General features: G+C 46.6%; 19 protein-coding genes. 11 read left to right on the top strand and 8 right to left on the bottom strand.

The window, feature by feature from the left end:
• Positions 1 to 6: 6 nt before the first annotated feature.
• The 5 genes from NIES208_RS02325 (at position 7) to NIES208_RS02305 (ending at position 5,001) form a co-directional block, all read left to right on the top strand.
• Entirely contained in the window at positions 7 to 684 is a 678-nt protein-coding gene (locus NIES208_RS02325; RefSeq protein ID WP_075889305.1) for a TIGR00266 family protein, read from the top strand.
• A 54-nt stretch (positions 685 to 738) separates the two neighbouring features.
• Positions 739 to 1,434: a TIGR00266 family protein gene (locus tag NIES208_RS02320; RefSeq protein ID WP_075889303.1), complete on the top strand. Its 696-nt coding sequence runs from the start codon at positions 739 to 741 to the stop codon at positions 1,432 to 1,434.
• A 550-nt stretch (positions 1,435 to 1,984) separates the two neighbouring features.
• The gene (locus NIES208_RS02315) at positions 1,985 to 2,911 is read left to right on the top strand and encodes a phosphate ABC transporter substrate-binding protein (RefSeq protein ID WP_075889301.1); all 927 of its coding nucleotides are present in this window, start codon (positions 1,985 to 1,987) and stop codon (positions 2,909 to 2,911) included.
• Between the two features lie 34 nt (positions 2,912 to 2,945).
• Positions 2,946 to 4,277 carry a sensor histidine kinase gene (locus tag NIES208_RS02310; protein ID WP_075889419.1) on the top strand — a complete coding sequence of 444 codons (1,332 nt, stop codon included), beginning with the start codon at positions 2,946 to 2,948 and terminating at the stop codon, positions 4,275 to 4,277.
• 94 nt (positions 4,278 to 4,371) lie between these two features.
• On the top strand, positions 4,372 to 5,001 hold the full coding sequence (locus NIES208_RS02305; RefSeq protein WP_075889299.1) for a Uma2 family endonuclease: 630 nt from the start codon (positions 4,372 to 4,374) through the stop codon (positions 4,999 to 5,001).
• 110 nt (positions 5,002 to 5,111) lie between these two features.
• On the opposite strand, the gene NIES208_RS02300 is transcribed toward NIES208_RS02305, so the two are convergent.
• The 6 genes from NIES208_RS02300 to hemL all read right to left on the bottom strand — a co-directional run bounded on the left by NIES208_RS02300 (position 5,112) and on the right by hemL (position 12,467).
• Positions 5,112 to 5,684, bottom strand: coding sequence for a GerMN domain-containing protein (locus NIES208_RS02300; protein ID WP_075889297.1), 573 nt, complete (start codon positions 5,682 to 5,684; stop codon positions 5,112 to 5,114).
• 35 nt (positions 5,685 to 5,719) lie between these two features.
• Positions 5,720 to 8,860, bottom strand: coding sequence for an efflux RND transporter permease subunit (locus NIES208_RS02295; protein ID WP_084176506.1), 3,141 nt, complete (start codon positions 8,858 to 8,860; stop codon positions 5,720 to 5,722).
• 364 nt (positions 8,861 to 9,224) lie between these two features.
• On the bottom strand, positions 9,225 to 9,536 hold the full coding sequence (locus tag NIES208_RS18460) for a tetratricopeptide repeat protein (protein WP_139324964.1): 312 nt from the start codon (positions 9,534 to 9,536) through the stop codon (positions 9,225 to 9,227).
• 153 nt (positions 9,537 to 9,689) lie between these two features.
• Entirely contained in the window at positions 9,690 to 9,803 is a 114-nt protein-coding gene (locus NIES208_RS02290) for a tetratricopeptide repeat protein (RefSeq protein WP_084176509.1), read from the bottom strand.
• Positions 9,800 to 10,975, bottom strand: coding sequence for a pentapeptide repeat-containing protein (locus tag NIES208_RS02285; RefSeq protein ID WP_411974248.1), 1,176 nt, complete (start codon positions 10,973 to 10,975; stop codon positions 9,800 to 9,802). Before NIES208_RS02285 ends, NIES208_RS02290 begins: the two co-directional genes overlap by 4 nt.
• A gap of 193 nt (positions 10,976 to 11,168) precedes the next feature.
• On the bottom strand, positions 11,169 to 12,467 hold the full coding sequence (gene hemL, locus NIES208_RS02280; RefSeq protein ID WP_075889293.1) for a glutamate-1-semialdehyde 2,1-aminomutase: 1,299 nt from the start codon (positions 12,465 to 12,467) through the stop codon (positions 11,169 to 11,171).
• A gap of 218 nt (positions 12,468 to 12,685) precedes the next feature.
• Here hemL and NIES208_RS02275 point away from each other — a divergent pair, with 218 nt between their 5' ends.
• The 6 genes from NIES208_RS02275 to NIES208_RS02250 all read left to right on the top strand — a co-directional run bounded on the left by NIES208_RS02275 (position 12,686) and on the right by NIES208_RS02250 (position 18,414).
• Positions 12,686 to 12,928, top strand: a complete 243-nt coding sequence (locus tag NIES208_RS02275; RefSeq protein WP_075889291.1) for a 2Fe-2S iron-sulfur cluster-binding protein — start codon at positions 12,686 to 12,688, stop codon at positions 12,926 to 12,928.
• A 443-nt stretch (positions 12,929 to 13,371) separates the two neighbouring features.
• A complete protein-coding gene (locus tag NIES208_RS02270) occupies positions 13,372 to 14,850 on the top strand; it encodes an ammonium transporter (protein ID WP_084176505.1) in 1,479 nt (492 codons plus the stop codon).
• A gap of 764 nt (positions 14,851 to 15,614) precedes the next feature.
• Positions 15,615 to 16,142, top strand: coding sequence for a phycocyanin subunit beta (locus tag NIES208_RS02265; protein ID WP_075889287.1), 528 nt, complete (start codon positions 15,615 to 15,617; stop codon positions 16,140 to 16,142).
• Positions 16,143 to 16,250: 108 nt separating this feature from the next.
• On the top strand, positions 16,251 to 16,739 hold the full coding sequence (gene cpcA, locus NIES208_RS02260; RefSeq protein ID WP_075889285.1) for a phycocyanin subunit alpha: 489 nt from the start codon (positions 16,251 to 16,253) through the stop codon (positions 16,737 to 16,739).
• 140 nt (positions 16,740 to 16,879) lie between these two features.
• Positions 16,880 to 17,692, top strand: coding sequence for a HEAT repeat domain-containing protein (locus tag NIES208_RS02255; RefSeq protein WP_075889283.1), 813 nt, complete (start codon positions 16,880 to 16,882; stop codon positions 17,690 to 17,692).
• A 47-nt stretch (positions 17,693 to 17,739) separates the two neighbouring features.
• A complete protein-coding gene (locus NIES208_RS02250) occupies positions 17,740 to 18,414 on the top strand; it encodes a HEAT repeat domain-containing protein (protein ID WP_075889417.1) in 675 nt (224 codons plus the stop codon).
• Here NIES208_RS02250 and aroH read toward each other — a convergent pair.
• A complete protein-coding gene (aroH, locus tag NIES208_RS02245) occupies positions 18,391 to 18,780 on the bottom strand; it encodes a chorismate mutase (protein WP_171971697.1) in 390 nt (129 codons plus the stop codon). The genes NIES208_RS02250 and aroH overlap by 24 nt on opposite strands.
• Before the next feature lie 49 nt (positions 18,781 to 18,829).
• The gene (gene sppA / locus NIES208_RS02240) at positions 18,830 to 19,648 is read right to left on the bottom strand and encodes a signal peptide peptidase SppA (RefSeq protein ID WP_075889279.1); all 819 of its coding nucleotides are present in this window, start codon (positions 19,646 to 19,648) and stop codon (positions 18,830 to 18,832) included.
• Positions 19,649 to 19,782: the final 134 nt, after the last annotated feature.

Raw genomic sequence — 19,782 nt, 5'->3', positions numbered from 1 at the left:
ATATTTATGGATATACAACTTTTACATCAGCCTGATAATGCGATCGCCCACGTAAAGCTAGAGGCCGGAGAAGAAATCGTTGCCCAAGCAGGAGCCATGGTGGCCATGAGCGGCAGCATCAACTCCAGTACGACCCTACGGAAGGGAAAAGGCGGCGGCATTATGGGCGGCCTTAAACGCATGCTAGCTGGCGAATCTTTATTCCTTAGCGTCTTTAGATCTCCCGTCCCCAATAGCGAAATTTGGTTTGCCCCGAAGTTAATGGGCGACTTGCTGCTATATCAAATGCAGGGTGATGAATTTGTTGTACAAGCTTCCTCCTACTTGGCCTCTGGTTCCAATGTGGATATTGACCTCGGCTGGCAGGGTTTCAAATCTTTGTTCTCCGGCGAATCCATCTTTTGGCTCAGCGTTTCCGGTCAGGGGCCATTGCTGGTGACCTCCTTTGGTGCCATTTACGAAATTGATGTTGATGGTGAATATATTGTCGATACCGGCCATATTGTCGCCTTTGAGAAGACCCTTAGTTTTAAAGTAGGCAAGGCAAACCCCTCATGGATGGGGGCATTTCTCGGAGGTGAAGGTTTAGTTTGTCGATTTAAGGGGAAAGGGAAGCTGTATTGCCAAACCCATAACCCCGGTTCCTTCGGCTTGAAAGTCGGTTCACGACTCCCTCCCCGCTAGGACAAAAAACTTTGTCATGCCCAGTTATTCCGACAACCTTAAGCTTTTCCCACCATGTCTAACTTTGAGTTTCGCGTTGAAAATAATCCTTCCTATGCCTCATTAATTGTTAAATTACCGCCCAATCAGACTCTCCTAGTAGAAGCTGGGGCAATGGCAGCGATGGATGCCAATATCGAGATGAAGTCCAAAATGCGCGGCGGACTAATGAAGGGGATTGGTCGCATGTTTAGTGGCGAATCTTTATTTATTAGCGAATTTACAGCCCAAAATACGCCGGGAGAAATTTACCTTTCACCGGGTGTGCCGGGGGATGTCACCCACTATCATCTCGATGGCTCGAAGGGTTTGATGGTGCAGTCTTCTGGCTTTGTGGCTTCTAGTCCTTCAGTGGATTTAGATACTAAATTTCAGGGGCTAAAGGGCTTTTTCTCTGGGGAATCGATTTTCTTTTTGCGGGCATCGGGACAGGGAGATTTTTGGTTTAGTTCCTATGGTGCGATCCTCGAAATTCCGGTGGAAGGGGATTATGTCGTTGATACGGGCTACATTGTGGCCTTTGAAGATACCCTCAACTACAACGTGGAGATGATTGGCGGTTTATCGTTCCGGAGTTTGCGTACTGGCATTCTTGGTGGAGAGGGTTTAGTTTGCCGCTTTAGTGGTTCTGGTCGGTTATGGGTTCAATCTCGTAATTTATTCCCGCTGATGAATTTCCTTTATTCTTTCCGTCCGGTCAAGAGTGATTAGGTGGATTCCCTGTTCTGTTCTTGGAGATAGGGGATTTGGCGAAAATAAAAAAGATGTGGTTTCCACCACCAAAGCTCTAGGTTTAGTCTCAGAAAATCTAGGAGTGATTTGTTATGCCTGCGCCCCAGAAGTTGTCCCGCAATGTATCGTAAAAACTTTGCCCATCGGCCGCAGCTCAGAATGGCTATGCACTCGCTGTGTAACCTGAATTCGGGTGGAGTAGTGTTTGTAATGGTGGCAGGGCGGACAGCAGAAAAGGTGATGGGGAGATCTCTTCAGGCCATGAGTTTATGGCAAGAATTTCGTGAAAATAATGGCTATCTTCTCTGCATCTCCGAGTCTCCGCATCTTTTTGTGTGGCCAAGGTCAGCAAGCTTAGTACAAAATCGCTGTATGTCATCGTGAAATAAAATGGTGCGGTAAAAGAACAAGCTGCCATGGTATACGCTAATCTTCTACTATCCCAACGGGGTTAAGTTCTCATCAAAAAACACACACTTTCTACTCAGCCGTTAGGATTTTATTTTTAATAATATTTTTTTCAAAAACTATGGCAAAGAAAAACGATACTATCCCTTTAATTTTGGCACTTTTCTTCACCCTCGGTATTCTCGGTGTCGGCGCATGGTTTTTTCTGAAACAATCTGATGTACCACCTATTACTGTCGGTGGGGGAAATTCAACGCCTACTCAAAATACGCCTCCATCAAATTCTGGTGCTTCTAATCCCTTTAGTCCTCCTGCTACGGTGGCTCAGGGCACAACTGTTCGGGTATCTGGCTCCACCAGTATGGTGACGATTAATGAGGCGTTAAAAAATCGTTTTGAGTTGCAATATCCCGGCACTGCGGTCAGTACAACGGCTAGTGGTTCTAGTGAGGGTATCCGAGATGTGTTGGCTGGGACTGCGGATATAGCAGCAACGTCTCGTCCTCTTAAACCAGAGGAGTCTTCTCAAGGTCTGAAAGCTATTCCTGTCGCGACTGATGCGATCGCCCTTGTGGTTTCTAAGGAAAATCCTTTTAGTACGGGCTTAACAACGGCTCAGGCTCAGGGGATTTTTACCGGGTCTATTACGGATTGGTCGGCGATCGGCAACAATGCTAGCGGTATGATTCGTGTGATTAATCGCCCAGAAGTGAGCGGCACTCACCAAACCTTTAAGGAACTGGTTCTAAATAATGCAGCGTTTGGTAATGGCGATAATTTCACGATGATGGAACAGGATGCTACTACACCGATTTTGCGAGCCCTTGGCAGAGATGGTATTAGTTATGCGACCTATGCTCAAATTGCGAACCAACAAACGGTTCGTACTGTGCCCATTGATGGTGTGACCCCGGAATCGGATCTTTATCCCTATCTCAGACCGCTTTATTATGTTTACCAAGAGCCTGCTAGTCCGGCTGTGGAAGCGTTTTTAGGCTTTGCTGGGTCGCCGGTTGGTCTGGAAACCGTTGAAGGGGCGCAAGAATAATTGGCACAATGGTTCTGATTCTGATAAAAAACTGATGTTTCAGGCTACCCGCAATCGTCTTGCTCTTTGGTATACCGCCATCACGGCGATTTTACTCCTGCTCTTTGCGACAGGGGTTTATTTCTATGTGCGCTACACTCTCATCGAACGCATTGATGACACCCTAACCCACGTGGTGGAAGTTGTGGAGCGATCGCTGATCATTGAGCCGGATGCAGAGATGGGCTACTCCATTAATATCGATGCGAGTTTTCGACCCCAAGCTCCTAGTGTGGAGGATGATCGTATTGATTTGGAGCTCTTTAGCCCGACGGGAGAATTGCTGTGGTCTACCTTTTCGGAACCGCTAGATTTACCTGTCATGTACAATCCTCGCGGTGAAACGGTACATCTTAATGAAGACTATCTACTGCGGCAAATTACCGACCGTTTGGAGCTAGACCATCGTTATGTGCTGGGGTATCTGCGGGTTAGTCATCCGTGGTTTGAGGTGACTCGTCCCATTCGTAAATTGTTAATTGATCTGAGTCTGGGTATTTCGATCATGATTACTTGTGGGGCGGCGATCGGTTGGCTACTGTCGGGTATTGCTATTGAGCCAGTGAAGGAGTCCTATCAACAGCTGCGACAGTTTACGGCGGATGCTTCCCATGAGCTGCGCAATCCCATTGCGATGATTCAGACGAATGTCCAGATGGCGATCGCCTACCCAGATCCCGATGCGCGCCAGCAAAATCTGAAGGTGATTGAGCGGTTAACCCAAAGGCTAGGGCGGTTGGTTAATGATTTGTTATTTTTGGCGCGGGCGGATAGTGGTGTCTTGCAGGTGAAATTTGAGCCGTTACCCCTTGATGCTCTGTTGGTGGAAGTTATTGAAGAGCAGCGAGCTGTGAGTCGCCAACAAAATATTCAGCTAAATCTCGATATTCGTGGCAATTCGGCAGAGGCGGAACCTTTTACTATTCTGGGCGATTGGGATCAGATGGCACGGCTTTTTACGAATCTCATCGGTAATGCGATCGCCTACGCGTTTCCCGAAACTGACCAGAAAAAAGACAAAATTATTATGGTCACAATCGACACGCCACCGAAAACGCCACGACAACACCAAGAGCAAATTATGGTGACGGTAGAGGATAATGGTGTGGGCATTTCAGCCGACATTTTGCCGAATATTTTTGATCGCTTTTATCGCCCCGATCCTGCCCGCAGTAATCCCGGTGGTACTAGTACGGGTTCGGGTCTAGGTCTTGCCATCGCAAAGGCGATCGCCCAAAGTCACCAAGGGCAAATTTCCGTAAAAAGTGACCATCGGGGCACAAAATTTCAGGTAATAGTGCCATTACACAAAATTTCAGAAACATAATTGGAGTCATGCATTTTTAGGGTTGCCTTAGTTTCAAAATGCAGATCCATATAATTGAGATAGAACTACCCCGCTAACTTATTGGGCGATCGCCATGCTCCTAGAACTACAGCGAATTCACGTGCCGCCGGGACAACATATCCTCCTCGAAAATGTCAGTTGGCAAGAATTTGAACGTATTCTCGAAGATTTAGGAGAACGCCGTAGCAGTCGTATCGCCTATAACAAAAGCACCTTAGAAATCATGACCCCTTTACCAGAAGATGAGCATAGTAAAGAAATTATTGGCGATCTTGTAAAGGTGTTGTTGGAAGAACTCGATATTGAATTTTGCTCTTTGGGGTCTACAACTTTTAAGAAAGATTCACTGCAAGGGCTAGAGCCGGACCAATGTTTTTATATCGCCAATGAAGCAAAAATCCGTGGGAAAGGTCGAATTGATTTAGCGACCGATCCCCCTCCAGATCTCGCCCTTGAAATTGACATCACCTCCCGCACTCACCCAGCAATTTATGCGGCTCTCGGTGTCCCAGAACTCTGGCGTTTTGAAAAAGGTGAGCTACAAATTAATGTGCTGATCAATGGCGCATACCAAGAAGTTGGGACTAGCCCGACATTCCCTCAACTTCCTTTACTTGAATTAATCCCCAAATTTCTAGCTGAGAGTAAAATCGCAGGACGTAATACTGTTATTAGAAAATTTCGCAAATTGGTCAGGAAATAATGGAGGCGATCGCCCAAAGTCACCAAGGCCAAATTTCAGTCAAGAATGACAGTTCCGGTACGAATTTTACAATTCGTTTGCCCCTCTATCAAAATTCTAAAAAATAGAAACTACAATTCAAACTCTTGCTCAAAAATTGCGCGGGTCATCGGCTGTTCAATCACTAAACCCTCACCACCTAAAACTTCCAAAGGCTCTCCTTCCACCTGCAGCCAAACAGCAGCTTCCGGTTCAATACTTGTCGCTGTATAAATAACTTGCCCTAGACGACCAATCATTGAGGCACTACCACCACCAAAGGTAAAGTCCTCCGAGAGATTAATCACAATGCCGTCAGCCTGAATTTTGTGGCTAATCACCTTGGTATTTTCCGGCAATGCCGAGGAGCGATCGCCGCCTGCTGGAGTAGTTTCCGTTAGCTCAATCATTAATTGCTCCAGATTTTCATCCGCATTCGCCTTCGTGGTCGCCATGGGCACTGCCACCAGCTCAAAACGATCGCCCTTGTCCTCTAGCCAATAAACGCTCGGTTCAACCGATTCGGAAATGACTGTCGAAGTTTCGGGCGGTGGTTCAGTACTGATATTCGGGTTTGGGATCGTTTCCTCATCGCAACCGACAAGCACCATGGCGGCGATCGCCACTGCCCACAGCATTCCAAATCTTTTGTCAGAAAAAGCCATATTCACCCCTTGTCAATCTAAATAAGTTTCTAAAATTAGACTTCACCTTCCAGTTTCTTTTTCCCAAAAATCGCTTCACTAGCATAGGTGACCAAAATGTACAAAATTGGCACAACAAACAAACTCAAAAACGTTGCCAAAAACATCCCCCCAAACACCGTAGTACCAAGAGATTGACGACTAGCAGAACCAGCTCCCGTTGCCACAGCAAGGGGAAAAATCCCCGACAAAGTAGAAATCGCCGTCATCAAAATAGGCCGTAAACGCTCCCGCGATGCCTCAATAGCCGCCTTCGTAATCGACAAACCCTCCTCCCGCAATTGGTTAGCAAACTCCACAATCAAAATGGCATTTTTACTCGCCAAACCAATGAGCATCACCAAACCCACCTGACAGTACACGTCATTGGGAAAACCCCGCAACATTAACGCCGTCAGCGCCCCACAAATCGCAAGGGGAACCGACAACAAAATAATGATCGGATCAAGGAAATTTTCGTACTGCGCCGCCAAAACAAGGAACACAAAAATGAGACCCAAACCAAAAATGATCGGTGCTTGTCCCCCCGACTGGATTTCCTCAAGGGCTGTCCCCGTCCACTCATACCCAAAGTTGCGCGGTAAAACCTGAGCAGCAATCCGTTCCATCGTTGCCAAAGCTTGACCAGAACTGACCCCCGGCGCTGCGCCCCCATTAATTTCAATGGATCGCAGCAAATTATAGTGATTAATCGACTGAGCGCCAGACGTGGGCGTGATACTCATCAACTGACCGAGGGAAACCATTTGCCCTGCGTCAGAACGGGTATAAACCTGCCGGATATCATCGGGATTATCGCGGAACTGACCGTCCATCTGTACATAGACCCGATAGCTGCGTTGCCCTAACTGAAAATCATTGACATAGCTCGAACCAAAGGCCGTTTGTAATGTACCGAAGGCTTGGTCAATGCTGACATTTTTAGATTTCGCCATATTGCGGTCTAGCTCAAGATCAAATTTTGGGTTATTTGCCGCATAGGTACTAAAAACAGCCTGCAAAGCAGGGTCTTGGTTTGCCGCCCCTAAAAGCGGAAACATTGCACCGACAAGCTGCTCAATTTCTGCCCGTCCACTGCGATCTTGGAGCTGGAACTGGAAACCACCAAAGTTACTTAGTCCTCTAATGGGCGGAGGATTTACGGGGAAAACGCGGGCTTCTGTAATTTGCGAAAAAGAGGGAAACAGCTTACCGATAATGGCCTGGGCGGACTGGTCGGGTCGGGTGCGTTCTGACCAATCTTTTAGGGGTGAAAAGATCACGGCTGAGTTGGAAGTACTACCGCCACCAAAGCTAAAACCACCGATGGCAAAGGTGCCGTCAATTTCGGGGACAGCTAATAATTCGGCCTCAACTTTTTTCATCACTTCATTGGTAAATTGCATCGACACTCCTTGGGGTGCTTGCAAAATGGTGATGATATAGCCTTGGTCTTCCTCTGGCACGAAGGCGTTGGGAACGGTTTGATAGAGCCAAAAGGTAACGGCCAACAATAGGGTAAATAAACCAATCACCACATATTTCAATCGGGTGAGGGTAATGAGTAATTTCTGGTAGCGGCGACGTACCCAGTCCTGTACGGCATTAATACGCCCGAAAATCACACCGATAAAGTTGTCGGGTGGGGGGGAATTTTTCAGGAGGACTCCGGCTAATGCGGGGGTGAGGGTGAGGGCAATAAAGGTGGAAATGGCAATGGAGAAGGCGATCGTTAGGGCAAATTGGCGATAGAGCGCACCTGTCGTACCGGGGAAAAAGGCGACGGGAATAAACACCGCCATGAGTACCAAGGAGGTGGCGATCACTGCACTGGATAATTCCCGCATTGCTTGGACAGCGGCAAGTTTAGGGGTCATGCCTTTTTCTTTAATCAGGCGCGAAATATCTTCGACTACCACGATTGCATCGTCTACGACTAGGCCTGTTGCTAGGGTCAAACCGAACAGGGTCAAGCTATTAATGGAAAAGTCAAAGAGTTTGATAAAGATAAAAGTACCGATCAGGGCAATGGGAATGGTGATCGTCGGGACGAGGGTGGTGCGCCAGTCTTGCAGGAAAATAAAGATAACGAAAATAACAAGGGCGATCGCCGTCAGTAGTGTGGTCACCACTTCGCGCATGGAGGCTTCAACGTAGGAGGTGGGGTTAAAGGCAATGCGATATTCCAACCCCGGCGGGAATGTCTCGGCGAGGACATCCATCTCATCGATCACAAGGTTTGCCACATCAAGGGCATTACTCCCCGGACGCTGGAAAATACCGAGGGCAACGGCTTCACTACCGCGATAACGGGCGATCGTTGTATAGCGTTCTGCTCCTAGTTCTACGCGACCCACATCCCGCAGTTTGATCAGTTGTCCTTGGGTATCAACCTTAACGACGATATCTTCAAATTCTTCGATGGAGCTGAGTCTACCGCCTTGGATTTCTAGGTCAAACTGAAATTGCTGTCCGGCTGGGGCGGGTTCTTGGCCAATTTTGCCTGCACCGACGAGGAGGTTTTGCTCACGTATGGACGCGACAATATCTTGGGGAATCAATTGCCTAGCGGCTAAACGGTTGGGATCTAGCCACACTCGCATGGCATATTTGCGTTCACCGAAAATCTGGACACCGCCTACTCCTTGGAGTTTTCGGAGGGAATCAACAAGGTAGGTATCGGCGTAGTTACTAATGAAGGTATCGCTGTATTCGTCGTTTTCGGCGTAGAGTCCAATACCCAAAACAATATTGTTACTGCTTTTCTCCACCCGAACGCCATTGCGTTGTACTTCTGCGGGTAGTAGGGAGGTCACGGAAGCGATACGGTTCTGGATATCAACGGCGGCTAAATCTTTGTCTCGGCTGGCATCGAAAGTCGCGACAATGGCACTCAAACCATCGTTACTACTCGTGGAGGAAATATACTTCAGACCTTCTAGACCATTGAGTTCTTCTTCGAGAATATTCGTGACGGTCTGCTCGACAACTTCGGCACTGGCTCCGGTATATCGGGCGGAGATATTGATTTGGGTCGGGCTGATTTCTGGAAATTGATCAACGGGCAAGCTTGGGATGGTAATGAGTCCCACCAGCAGGATAATCACCCCACAGACAAATGCAAAGATTGGTTTCTTGATAAACAGGTTAGAAAACATTGGGGCAGCAGTAGGGCGATCGCAATTGTCCCATCGTAAGAGTTTTTTCGGCGATCGGGGTGCTCTCAGGGTGCAATTTTGTCACTGGTTTTGCTCTTTTATTCGGAATTCGGCTACAAATTCTTGGTGTTGCCTCGGTTTATGTTTTTTATGGCTGAATATTCTGTCTTGTCTTGGGACAGGTATCAGTGAACAGGTATCAGTGAACAGGTATCAGATATCGGCCAAAGTCCTTCCTGAGGGAAGGTGGTCGAAGACCGGAAGGGGTTGCAGAAAGTGCCGAAACCGACTATAGATCCACCCCTAGCCTCTCTCAAGAAGGGAATAAATGATGAACTTAGCGGCGACGGAACAGACGGAATAATTAGCGATAACTGTGCCGTAATAGCAGAAAAGGTAATTTGAAAATTTTTATGATAATTGGGTGAGATTTAAGTTCTTTAGTTTTCCGAATAAGTTTGGGAACAGAAATCTCCCGCTGAGAATTGGTTGTCTTGTCCGGTAAAACATTAATCCAACTAAGTAAGTTTTGAGTTGTCGGATGTTCTTTGACCAGAGCAGGTAAATAGACTTCTAAAACCTTATGTAGATATAGCTCTGCTGACTGATGTTGGCCTTGCTGAAAATACAATGCGCCTAAATTAACGTCAGTTATGGATAAGAATTTAGCTGACATTCTTTAGAGAAAGGGAGACAAGCAAAGGGAGAGACACGGATAACCAACGAAAATCTGCGTTTTTCGAAAGCTAGGATTGTTTGAATAAAACATCTCCCTATCTCCCGCTCTCTTATTCGCCGCGTCATATTGCCGAGCACCCTTAAGCAAAACTCAGGTTAAATTAAAGTCGGAACTTCCAGTATCAGGATGGTCGGCTCCCAGTTGCTGTTCTCGGATAGAGAGCGATCGCCGATAGAGGGGTTCTGCTTCGCTGTACTTCCCTATCGACCGAGACGATTGGGAATACCGTCACAGCCACCGGGAATAGTGCTACGGGATTTTTCGCCACACCAAGAGCAGCAATAGTAACGTTGTTCTTCGCTCATGCGTTTGACATTAGTAAAATCAGCATTTTCAATGACAGTTCCAGTGTGTTTACCCGTTCGATAGTCAGGGCGTTGACCCTTTACCCTCGGAGTCGCTCGATCAAAGGAACCATAAAACAATATTGTGCCTCTCAAATCAGCACCACGCAGATTCGCATCCACAAGAATTGTCCGCGCCAAGTTTGCCCTTGCCAAATCGCAACCCTGTAAATTTGCCCGCACCATATTGGCTTCACTCAGATCAGTCCAACGTAAATCCATGCACTGCAAATCCGTCCCGGCGAGCATCACACCCAGATCAATCACCCGCACACCATCTAGACGATCTTCTTGATAGCCACCTGTACCATCAAAAATAGGGCGACCTAGGCGGCCATCCCGTTGTAATGGCGTGAGTAAACGCGACTGCGACAAAAATTTTAAAATTTTCGCTTTTCCGCCCGCATCAACGCTGCTAAGAATAGCCGCTGTTCGACCTTCTGCAATGGAGCGCTCCTGGGGCCAATCTTCCAATAATCCTTCTTCGTTTAACGCTAATTCCGAAATGCCTTGAAAATATGTATCGATGGTTTGCTGTTGGGTGATTCTATTTTGTTGAATCGTTAAATCCCGGGAAATGACGTACTGCTCCCATGCAACATAAACCGCTAGAACGGCGATCATAATTTGCCCTAACGCACCGACCCAATCTGCCCACGAGCCAAATTCGTCCCATTTAATCTGGTTTAGCCAATAACCGACAAGGGCATACACGCCGAGAAATTTAAATAGGCCGGCGATCGCCACACTGAAAGCAAAAAAGCCAATTAAAATCTTACGCTCTTGGTCATTTAAAAACGTCGCCAGCCATTCCTTAATAGATGGCACAAGAATTTTGAACGACAGGAACAACGTCACAAGCGTTCCAGATAACCCCAGCCAGGCCCAATTACTCAACAATCCCAACAACATAACCCCTACTGCCGTAAGAATTAACCAAGGATTACTAGCCTCAATCTGTCGCAAATAAAACTGACGTTCCATCAAATCCTTTCGTGGCGGCGGAATAGGAGTCGGAGAGGTGGCAGGCATGATATCTCCACACTGTTCAGTTTCCGGCAACTGGCTATTGGGCATCTCAGAAAATGAATTCGACTTCGTCTGGCTCATAGACCGTTAAATTATGGCTATTTCAGCAATTGTAACTAATTCTTAAACTATCCAAATAAAAGAAAACCCCGCTCTCGATGGAACAGGGCTTTGGCCTTTTCGTTAAACAAAAATTCTAAATACTGTTGAGGACAACTTTTGCTGCCGCCAAGGTCTTGTCAATATCTTCGTCTGTATGAGCCAAAGACGTAAAACCAGCCTCAAATTGAGACGGCGCAAGGTAAACGCCCTGCTCCAACATGCCACGATGGTAACGACTGAATTTCTCTAGATCAGAATTTTTAGCATCGTTGTAGTTGTGGACAGATTGACCCGTGAAAAACATCCCAAACATGCCGCTAATACTACCACCAGAAACTTCATGGCCTGCCTCACGGGCAATACTGAGTAATCCGCTAATTAGCTTGCTAGTCACAGTGTCTAAATGTTCGTAGGTGCCAGGACGCTGAAGTAGTTCGAGGGTTTTAATGCCCGCAGTCATAGCTAGAGGATTGCCGGACAGTGTCCCGGCTTGGTACATGGGGCCCGCAGGGGCAACCATCGACATAATATCTTTACGACCACCGTAAGCACCGACGGGTAAACCACCACCGATCACTTTCCCTAAAGTGGTCAAATCAGGTGTAACGCCAAATTTTTCTTGGGCACCACCGTAGGAAATGCGGAAGCCTGTCATCACTTCGTCAAAAACTAACAATGCACCATGTTCTTTGGTGATTTCCCGTAGCCCTTCAAGGAAACCCGCATCGGGGGTCACAAAGCCGGAGTTGCCCACGACAGGCTCTAAAATGACACCGGCGATCGCCTCAGGATTTTCAGCAAAAAGCTTTTTAACAGCATCCAGATCATTATAAGGAGCCGTCAAAGTCGAAGCCGTTGTCGACTTAGGCACACCGGGAGAATCAGGCAAACCTAAAGTCGCCACACCAGAACCAGCCTGCACCAAGAACATATCCGCATGACCGTGATAGCAGCCTTCGAATTTAATAATCTTTTCGCGACCCGTAAAGGCACGCATCAAGCGCAAAACCGACATACAAGCCTCTGTGCCAGAATTGACAAAGCGCACCATTTCAATGCTGGGCACAGCATTAATGACCATCTCAGCCAGAATGTTTTCCTTCAGACAAGGCGCACCAAAACTGGTTCCCTTTTCTAACGTTTCCCGCAGAACAGCATTGACTTCATCATTGGCATGACCACAAATAGCAGGCCCCCAAGTACCGACATAATCAATGTACTCATTACCATCAACGTCCCAAACATGGGAACCCTTGACCCGGTCAAAAACAATAGGCTGTCCCCCGACTGACTTAAAAGCTCGCACAGGGGAACTCACACCACCGGGCATCAGTTTTTGAGCCGCACCAAAAATCTCGTCTGATTTGGCTGTATTTAAAGCTGTAGTAACCAAATTATTTCTCCTTTAAGCAAGTTCTATAAAATTTAGCTTTTGTAATTTAGGTTATTTAACTGAATATCCAATATCCCGAATTCTGGGAGGAAATTTGTAACAGTCTATTATTCTACGGAATAAGAGCGATTTGGGTATTTGTTTGGTGATTAATTCACAATGTCTTACAAGTATTGTTTCGTAAAAATCACGATTAATCCCTGAGGAGGGAAAACAGAATGTCAAAAATTGCCGTGAAATTTATGCCCAATGACGTGGTGATTGATGCAGAGCCGGGCGAACCAATGTTAGAAGTCGCTCGTCGTGCTGGAGTTTCAATTCCAACAGGGTGCTTGATGGGGTCTTGCCATGCCTGTGAAGTGGAGCTAGACGACGGTTCCTGTCTTTGTGCCTGCATTTCTGGCATCCCCGGCGATCGCCCCGAAATCACCATCAATTTATTCAGCGATCCCGTGTGGTAAAAGCGGAGGCAAACCCAACCTAAAGCCAATTTAAACCACCATAAATTGCAACAAAACACGTAGGTACACAGAACCAATTGTAAAATCAGATACGGAATTAACCGAAAAATCGTTCTAGAAACCAGTAGGCCTTAGGATAACCAAAATTAATTCTTAACATTGATGAAGAATTAAAGGTCACAAATACTGATAGTCCCTAAAAATAGCCAGATATCTAGCTTAAAACAGCAAAAATCAGGGTATAAGGACGAAAGCTCATCATTTAATTATTGATCAGAGCACTTCACAACATCAGTATTCTGTGAAGCAAAAGCTACATTCACTTCGGTAAAAGGTTATCTCTGCTACCGATGAGAATTTTTGCCTATGTTATTCAAAGGCATGAATGCCTAAAACATCTCAAACTAATGCCTAAGTCAACTTTCCAAAAACGGAGTATGACTATGGAACAAAGTCACTTCAGCCCAGCACACGATGATAGTGTTGTTCTGGACTTTGCCCGTAACATCTCCCGTAACTTCTCTCCCATCTGGCTGGCTTGTATTCCCGCTGCAGCGATCATCACTGTAGTTTGGAGTACAGCTGCCATGGCACAAGACTCAGCCGTTGATGCGGCTGGTCAAGTCCAGATTATTCTTGACACTATTTTTCTACTCATCGCATCCATCCTCGTTATCTTCATGAACGCAGGCTTCGGCATGCTTGAGGCTGGTTTCTGTCGCCAGAAAAACGCCGTTAATATTCTTTCGAAGAACTTAATTGTCTTTGCCGTTGCAACGATTGCTTATTGGGCAGTCGGTTATGCCTTTATGTACGGTGAAGGAAATACCTTCATTGGCCTAAAAGGATTCTTCTTCTCTGGCAGTAGTGTTCCCTACAGCGGTGAAGAGTGGTACACCATGGACGGTGAAACCCAAATTCTTAACTTCGTCCCTGAAAGTGTTTCCTTCCTTTTCCAAGTTGCTTTCGCGGCCACCGCAGCAACCATCGTTTCTGGTGCGGTAGCTGAAAGGATTAAGTTCGATGCATTCCTAATCTTTAGCTTCCTGCTTGTTGCGATTTCTTACCCCATTACCGGCCACTGGCAGTGGGATGGTGAGTGGCTATATGCCTTTGGTTTCCACGATTTTGCGGGTTCTACCATTGTTCACTCCGTTGGTGGTTGGGCAGCTTTAGTGGGTGCAGCAATTCTTGGCCCCCGTGCTGGCAAGTACCGTGATGGCAAGACCAATGCGATTCCCGGCCACAACATGAGCATTGCAACTCTTGGTTGTTTGATTCTCTGGATTGGCTGGTTCGGTTTTAACCCCGGCTCTCAGTTAGCTGCTGACCAAGCTGTTCCTTACATTGCTGTAACGACTAACCTCGCTGCTGCTGCTGGTGGTTGCACTGCAACGCTCACTTCTTGGCTGAAGGATGGCAAGCCCGACCTTTCTATGATTATCAACGGTATCCTCGCTGGTCTTGTTGGTATTACTGCTGGTTGTGACAGTGTTAGTATCTTCTCTGCTGTGATCATCGGGGCGATCGCCGGTGTCATCGTTGTATTCTCCGTTGCCTTCTTCGATGCAATCAAAATCGACGACCCCGTTGGTGCAACCTCCGTTCACCTCGTCTGCGGTATGTGGGGAACATTTGCCGTGGGTCTTTTCAAAATGGATACAGGCCTGCTTACCAGTGGGAACCCACAACAGCTCATCGCCCAGATTGTCGGAATTCTTTCCATTGGCGGCTTTACCGTTGCCTTTAGTTTCATCGCTTGGTACGCGATCGCCGCAGTTCTAGGCGGTATCCGTGTCCATCAAGACGAAGAACTCCGCGGTCTTGATATCAGTGAGCATGGCATGGAAGCTTACAGCGGTTTCGTCAAAGAATCCGATGTTATCTTCAGCTCTTCCGCTAGCTCCGATTCCGAAGGCTAAATCAACATTTTCGACTAAAAAAATCAGTAGCCACAAAGAAATTTGTGTTTACCCACCATCAGACCCCCTTGATTCCGAGGGGGTTTTTGTTATGTCTCTATTTATAAAAGCAAAAAGGTCGCCATACCTTCACTGCAAATCAATCTATTTATGTGTGTTATTGCAACAGCTTGTAGCTTTTTGTAAACCCAACGTAAGGGTATGCAGTACTAAAATTTCTGCCTTTTTTGAACCCCACAGAATTAATCCCATAAAAAATTTCTAGAGGTCACAAAAAATTCCAAGACACCGAGTACCAAGAATTTTCCTTACATAGCACCCAAGCAGAGAATCTTAAGACGAAACTTTTTAATGTGAAATGAAAACAAAATAGGTCTCAAGATATTGCGAAGTGTAACGCCTTATTTTTACAAGATGTAATGATCAAAATGTGAAGCACGTTGTATAACTTGTACCTAAGATAAAAAAGAGCAACCGCAAAGACCTTTGTACATTAGGACTTTGATCGTTCCTTTCCCCTTTTCGTGCTCCGAAGCTTTTCGGCTCAGGCATTGTAAAGTTTCTTAAAGGCACGGGGAAAAAACCAACGAAAATAGCTCACACTCTTAAATGGTTTGGAGAAAAAATTTGCGTTCCCAAAACAACTTGTTTCCTTAGTGAATCGAGCGTTTGCGGCGTCAATCCTCTAAACCAAGCTTAAAAAAAAACTAAGCGAAAACATACTCAATAAATCCCACTCATAAATATAAGTAGGAGATAAAAACATGTTTGACATCTTTACTCGGGTTGTTTCTCAGGCTGATGCCCGAGGTGAGTTCATCTCTACTGATAAGCTCGATGCCCTCAGCAAAATCATTGCAGATGGCAACAAGCGCGCTGATGCTGTGAACCTCATTACTGGTTCTGCTTCCAAGATTGTTACCGAAGCTGCTCGCCAACTTTTTGCTGACCAACCTCAGCTAATTGCTCCTGGTGGCAACGCTTACACTAGCCGTCGTATGGCTGCTTGTTTACGTGACATGGAGATCATCCTCCGTTATGTAACCTACGCAATCTTCACTGGTGATGCATCTGTGCTCAACGACCGTTGTCTCAATGGTCTTCGTGAGACTTACCTTGCTCTTGGTACTCCCGGTTCGTCTGTTGCTGTCGGCGTCAGAATGATGGGTAAAGCTGCTAGCAACCTCATTGCTAATAGCACGACTACTAACGGCGTAACTGTCGGTGATTGTAGCGACCTCATGCAAGAAATCAACCTTTACTTCGAAGCTGCTGCTGCTGCTGTTGAGTAAGATGTTTAGGTCTTTGTGACCAAAGCTTTTACCGCAGTCTTACAGCAAGACTTGTAAGGCAATTTTTTAAAGAAAGTTATTGATAATCCACAGGGAGATAATTTGACAATGAAAACCCCTCTTACCGAAGCAGTATCTGTTGCAGATTCTCAAGGTCGTTTCTTGAGCAGCACTGAGCTCCAAGCGATGTTTGGTCGCCTTCGTCAAGGTGCATCTGGCATTGAAGCTGCCAAGACTCTCACTGCTAAGTCTGATTCTTTGATCAGCGGTGCAGCTAATGCTGTTTACAGCAAGTTCCCTTACACTACTCAAACTCCTGGTGCAAACTTCGCTGCTGATCAGCGTGGTAAGGACAAGTGTTCTCGTGACATCGGCTACTATCTCCGCATGATCACTTACTGCCTCGTTGCTGGTGGTACTGGTCCTATGGATGAGTATCTCGTTGCTGGTCTTGATGAAATCAACCGCACTTTTGAGCTTTCTCCTAGCTGGTATGTTGAAGCTCTTACTTACATCAAAGCAAACCACGGTCTCAGTGGTGATGCGGCGACTGAAGCGAACAACTACATTGACTATGCGATTAACGCTCTCATCTAGTCTCTAGTGGTTGCATTGACCTAGATGGACAATCGACTGTTGGCTTTTTTGTCGGTAGTTGATCGTCTGTCTGGGTCTTGTTGTGTCTGGCAATATTTGTTGTCAGTTTTTGTTTTTTCTGAAGGTATTGGTTCGAGGGCATGGTTGATAATGACTGGAAGATGGCTGAGGCTTGGACGTTAGAGGAGGCGATCGCCAATATCCAGCAAACGGAAGATTTAGGGAAAAGATATTATGCGGCTTGGTGGTTTGGTCGTTTTCGAGTAAAAGATGACCGAGCCTTGGCGGCTTTATTGGATGCTTTAAAAGATGAGGCGGATCGTTCTCCTGATGGTGGGTATCCCCTACGGCGCAATGCAGCGAAGGCTTTGGGGAAATTAGATAATCCTGCAGTTGTTGAGCCTTTGATTTGCTGTCTTGAGAGTGAAGATTATTATGTGCGGGAATCGGCAGCCCAGTCTTTAGAGCTGCTCAAAGATAAACGAGCGATCGCTCCTCTGCGCGAGATGCTGGCAGGGGGTGTTGAGGCGGCAGTGTTAAAGGAAGGAAAGCCCCATTTTGTGCAACCCTATGAGGCAATTTTGGAGGCATTAGGGGCCATTGGTGCGGTCGAAGCTATTGCTGAAATCAAGGAATTTTTAGGCCATGGTACGGAGAAAATTCGTTACGCAGCGCTACGGGCAATGTATCAGCTCACGGGTGAGGCGATGTATGCGGAGCAGTTAATTGGGGCTTTAGGTGGTGATACTTTACAGCTGCGACGGTCTGCGTTGATGGATTTGGGAGCTATTGGTTATGTGCCTGCTGCTCCGGCGATCGCCGAGACCCTAGCGGAAAATAGTCTGAAATTAATTTCCCTGAAGGGAGTAATGGAATCCCATCTACATCACACCCAAGGTTTATTAGATACCGAGGGCGATCGCCTTCTAAAGTTAATGGATAGTTTGCTTTAGCTGTTGCCCACTTGATTGATTTTACTAAATTTATTTTTATTGAATTTATGACTGTTGCAGAACTCATTCGTGCCGTTGATCAGGCCGATTCTTCCCAAGGATTAATTGATGCCGTCGAGGATTTAGCGGCCGTTGCGGATCAAACTGCGATGGCAACCTTGGTGGATGTGCTGCGGTTTAATAATCCGGGGGCGGCCGTTGCGGCGGTAGATGGCCTCATTCAAATTGGGAAGCCCGTTATTCCCTATCTTTTGGATAACCTCGACGGCTATAACTACGGAGCAAGAGCCTGGATGATCCGGGTATTTGCGGGGATTGGTGATCCGCGGGCCCTTGATTTGCTGATTGAAGCGGCCAATACCGACTTTTCTTTGAGTGTACGGCGGGCTGCGACAAAGGGATTGGGCAGTATTTTATGGCAAGATATAGCCGATCAAAATGAACGTCTGCAATGGCAACAGAAGGTGCTGGACTGTTTATTATTGGCCCTAGAGGATGGCGAATGGGTGGTGCGTTATGGGGCGATCGCCGGCTTAGCAGGTTTGACGCGGTCACTGCCCGAAGCATGGCAAAAGAGAGCCTGTGATCAGCTTAAAGAATTTATGACAACAGAAGCAGAAATTGTAGTGCGAGCGAGATGCTTGCAAGCTTTAAAACAAATTACTGTAGACAACAATATATCGATTGCCCTTGATGACCTAGTGATTTGCAACTTGGGCTAACGTCCAATCGGGGCGGAGATTTTTTGCGTGGCGCAGGTAGGAATGGTTGATTTCTGTCTGGGGCTTTGGTGTGTTGATATGGATCAAAACACGGATACATTTTTCGAGACTAGACGACACAGCCATCTGCTGAACATCTAATAAAGGGACATTGTCCCAATTTTCCCGTTGCCGGGCGATCGCCGCCGGAAAGACCGCATCTAAATCCGCCGTAGCCGTAAAGACAACACTAATAATTTCTTCAGGATCGAGCTCATTACGCTGGTCGATATCATCGAGTAATTCCCTCACAGCCTCAGCGATCGCCTCCTTAGTATTTGCCGATGCCGTTGTTGCGCCGCGAATTGCCCGTACCTTCCAGTCCACGTTGTTCTCCTCCACCAGAAATAATGAGTCCATTAAAAATCAACTAACCCTAGGGTCGAAATAACCACAGAGGCTGTCCTGCCGTTGACAGTTCAAATTCTACCCAATTCAGGGTATTCCCAAAGGCCGATCGCCCTTGACCGCGATTTAAAACCCGATTGATAAAAGATTTTGGCTCTTCAATGGTGTTGCATTCCGCCTTCTCAGGATCAAGACCAGCCAGCTCTGCCGCCCAAACCCTAGCATCCTCTTCCGTACCCAAACGGTCAACAGTACCGAGCTCCTTGGCCTGTTCACCACTAAAAATACGCCCATCAGCAAAGGTTTTCACCGTTGCCACATCGAGACCACGAGCATCGGCAATAGTTTGGACAAACTGCCCATAGCTAATATCAATCAGATCTTGGAGAATCCCTTCTTCTGCTTGGGTTAATTCCCGGTCAAAGGACAAAATATCTTTATAGGGACCCGATTTAATGACCTTAAAAGAAACACCAACCTTATCCAAGAGTCGCTCAAGATTATTGCCCCGGAGGATGACACCAATACTGCCCGTAATCGTGCCCGGATTGGAAACAATATGTTGAGCACCCATGCTGATATAAACCCCCCCAGAAGCGGAGATATTACCAAAGCTCGCCACAATTTTGACTTTCTTTTGTAGCCTTTTTAAGGCTTCGTAAATCTCTTGGGAATCTCCAACAGTGCCACCGGGAGAATCGATACGCAGCAGCAGGGCTGGAAACTTCTTCTCCTCAACTTCTTTTAGGGCTTTTAAAACAGTTTTGCGAGTCTCCGAGGCGATCGCCCCAGTGATTTCAATGCGAGCAATTTGTTTCCGATATTTTGGAGGAAAGGGCCACACCATAGATCTTTTGAAAAGAAAATAAAAAAACTTGAGTTGCAGCCAATCGTTGACAGCAGTTCTCTATCTTATCGGATGCTGGCTATTCAGAGAGCGATCGCCCCCTTGATACACCACAATCTTTTACCAAAGGCAAG

Origin of the sequence: [Limnothrix rosea] IAM M-220 (assembly GCF_001904615.1) — a bacterium.
In the GTDB taxonomy this organism is placed as follows: domain Bacteria; phylum Cyanobacteriota; class Cyanobacteriia; order Cyanobacteriales; family MRBY01; genus MRBY01.
The sequence above is the reverse complement of the archived record's forward strand: the minus strand, read 5'-3'. Positions and strand labels throughout refer to the sequence as shown.

Excerpts from the sequence above, each read along its gene's own strand:
- NIES208_RS02265 (WP_075889287.1), top strand. The coding sequence starts at position 15,615 with ATGTTTGACATCTTTACTCGGGTTGTTTCTCAGGCTGATGCCCGAGGT.
- NIES208_RS18460 (WP_139324964.1), bottom strand. The coding sequence starts at position 9,536 with ATGTCAGCTAAATTCTTATCCATAACTGACGTTAATTTAGGCGCATTG.
- NIES208_RS02310 (WP_075889419.1), top strand. The coding sequence starts at position 2,946 with ATGTTTCAGGCTACCCGCAATCGTCTTGCTCTTTGGTATACCGCCATC.
- NIES208_RS02320 (WP_075889303.1), top strand. The coding sequence starts at position 739 with ATGTCTAACTTTGAGTTTCGCGTTGAAAATAATCCTTCCTATGCCTCA.
- NIES208_RS02275 (WP_075889291.1), top strand. The coding sequence starts at position 12,686 with ATGTCAAAAATTGCCGTGAAATTTATGCCCAATGACGTGGTGATTGAT.
- NIES208_RS02250 (WP_075889417.1), top strand. The coding sequence starts at position 17,740 with ATGACTGTTGCAGAACTCATTCGTGCCGTTGATCAGGCCGATTCTTCC.
- NIES208_RS02300 (WP_075889297.1), bottom strand. The coding sequence starts at position 5,684 with ATGGCTTTTTCTGACAAAAGATTTGGAATGCTGTGGGCAGTGGCGATC.
- NIES208_RS02255 (WP_075889283.1), top strand. The coding sequence starts at position 16,880 with ATGGTTGATAATGACTGGAAGATGGCTGAGGCTTGGACGTTAGAGGAG.
- NIES208_RS02305 (WP_075889299.1), top strand. The coding sequence starts at position 4,372 with ATGCTCCTAGAACTACAGCGAATTCACGTGCCGCCGGGACAACATATC.
- sppA (WP_075889279.1), bottom strand. The coding sequence starts at position 19,648 with ATGGTGTGGCCCTTTCCTCCAAAATATCGGAAACAAATTGCTCGCATT.
- NIES208_RS02285 (WP_411974248.1), bottom strand. The coding sequence starts at position 10,975 with ATGCCTGCCACCTCTCCGACTCCTATTCCGCCGCCACGAAAGGATTTG.
- NIES208_RS02295 (WP_084176506.1), bottom strand. The coding sequence starts at position 8,860 with ATGTTTTCTAACCTGTTTATCAAGAAACCAATCTTTGCATTTGTCTGT.
- cpcA (WP_075889285.1), top strand. The coding sequence starts at position 16,251 with ATGAAAACCCCTCTTACCGAAGCAGTATCTGTTGCAGATTCTCAAGGT.
- NIES208_RS02315 (WP_075889301.1), top strand. The coding sequence starts at position 1,985 with ATGGCAAAGAAAAACGATACTATCCCTTTAATTTTGGCACTTTTCTTC.
- NIES208_RS02270 (WP_084176505.1), top strand. The coding sequence starts at position 13,372 with ATGGAACAAAGTCACTTCAGCCCAGCACACGATGATAGTGTTGTTCTG.
- NIES208_RS02325 (WP_075889305.1), top strand. The coding sequence starts at position 7 with ATGGATATACAACTTTTACATCAGCCTGATAATGCGATCGCCCACGTA.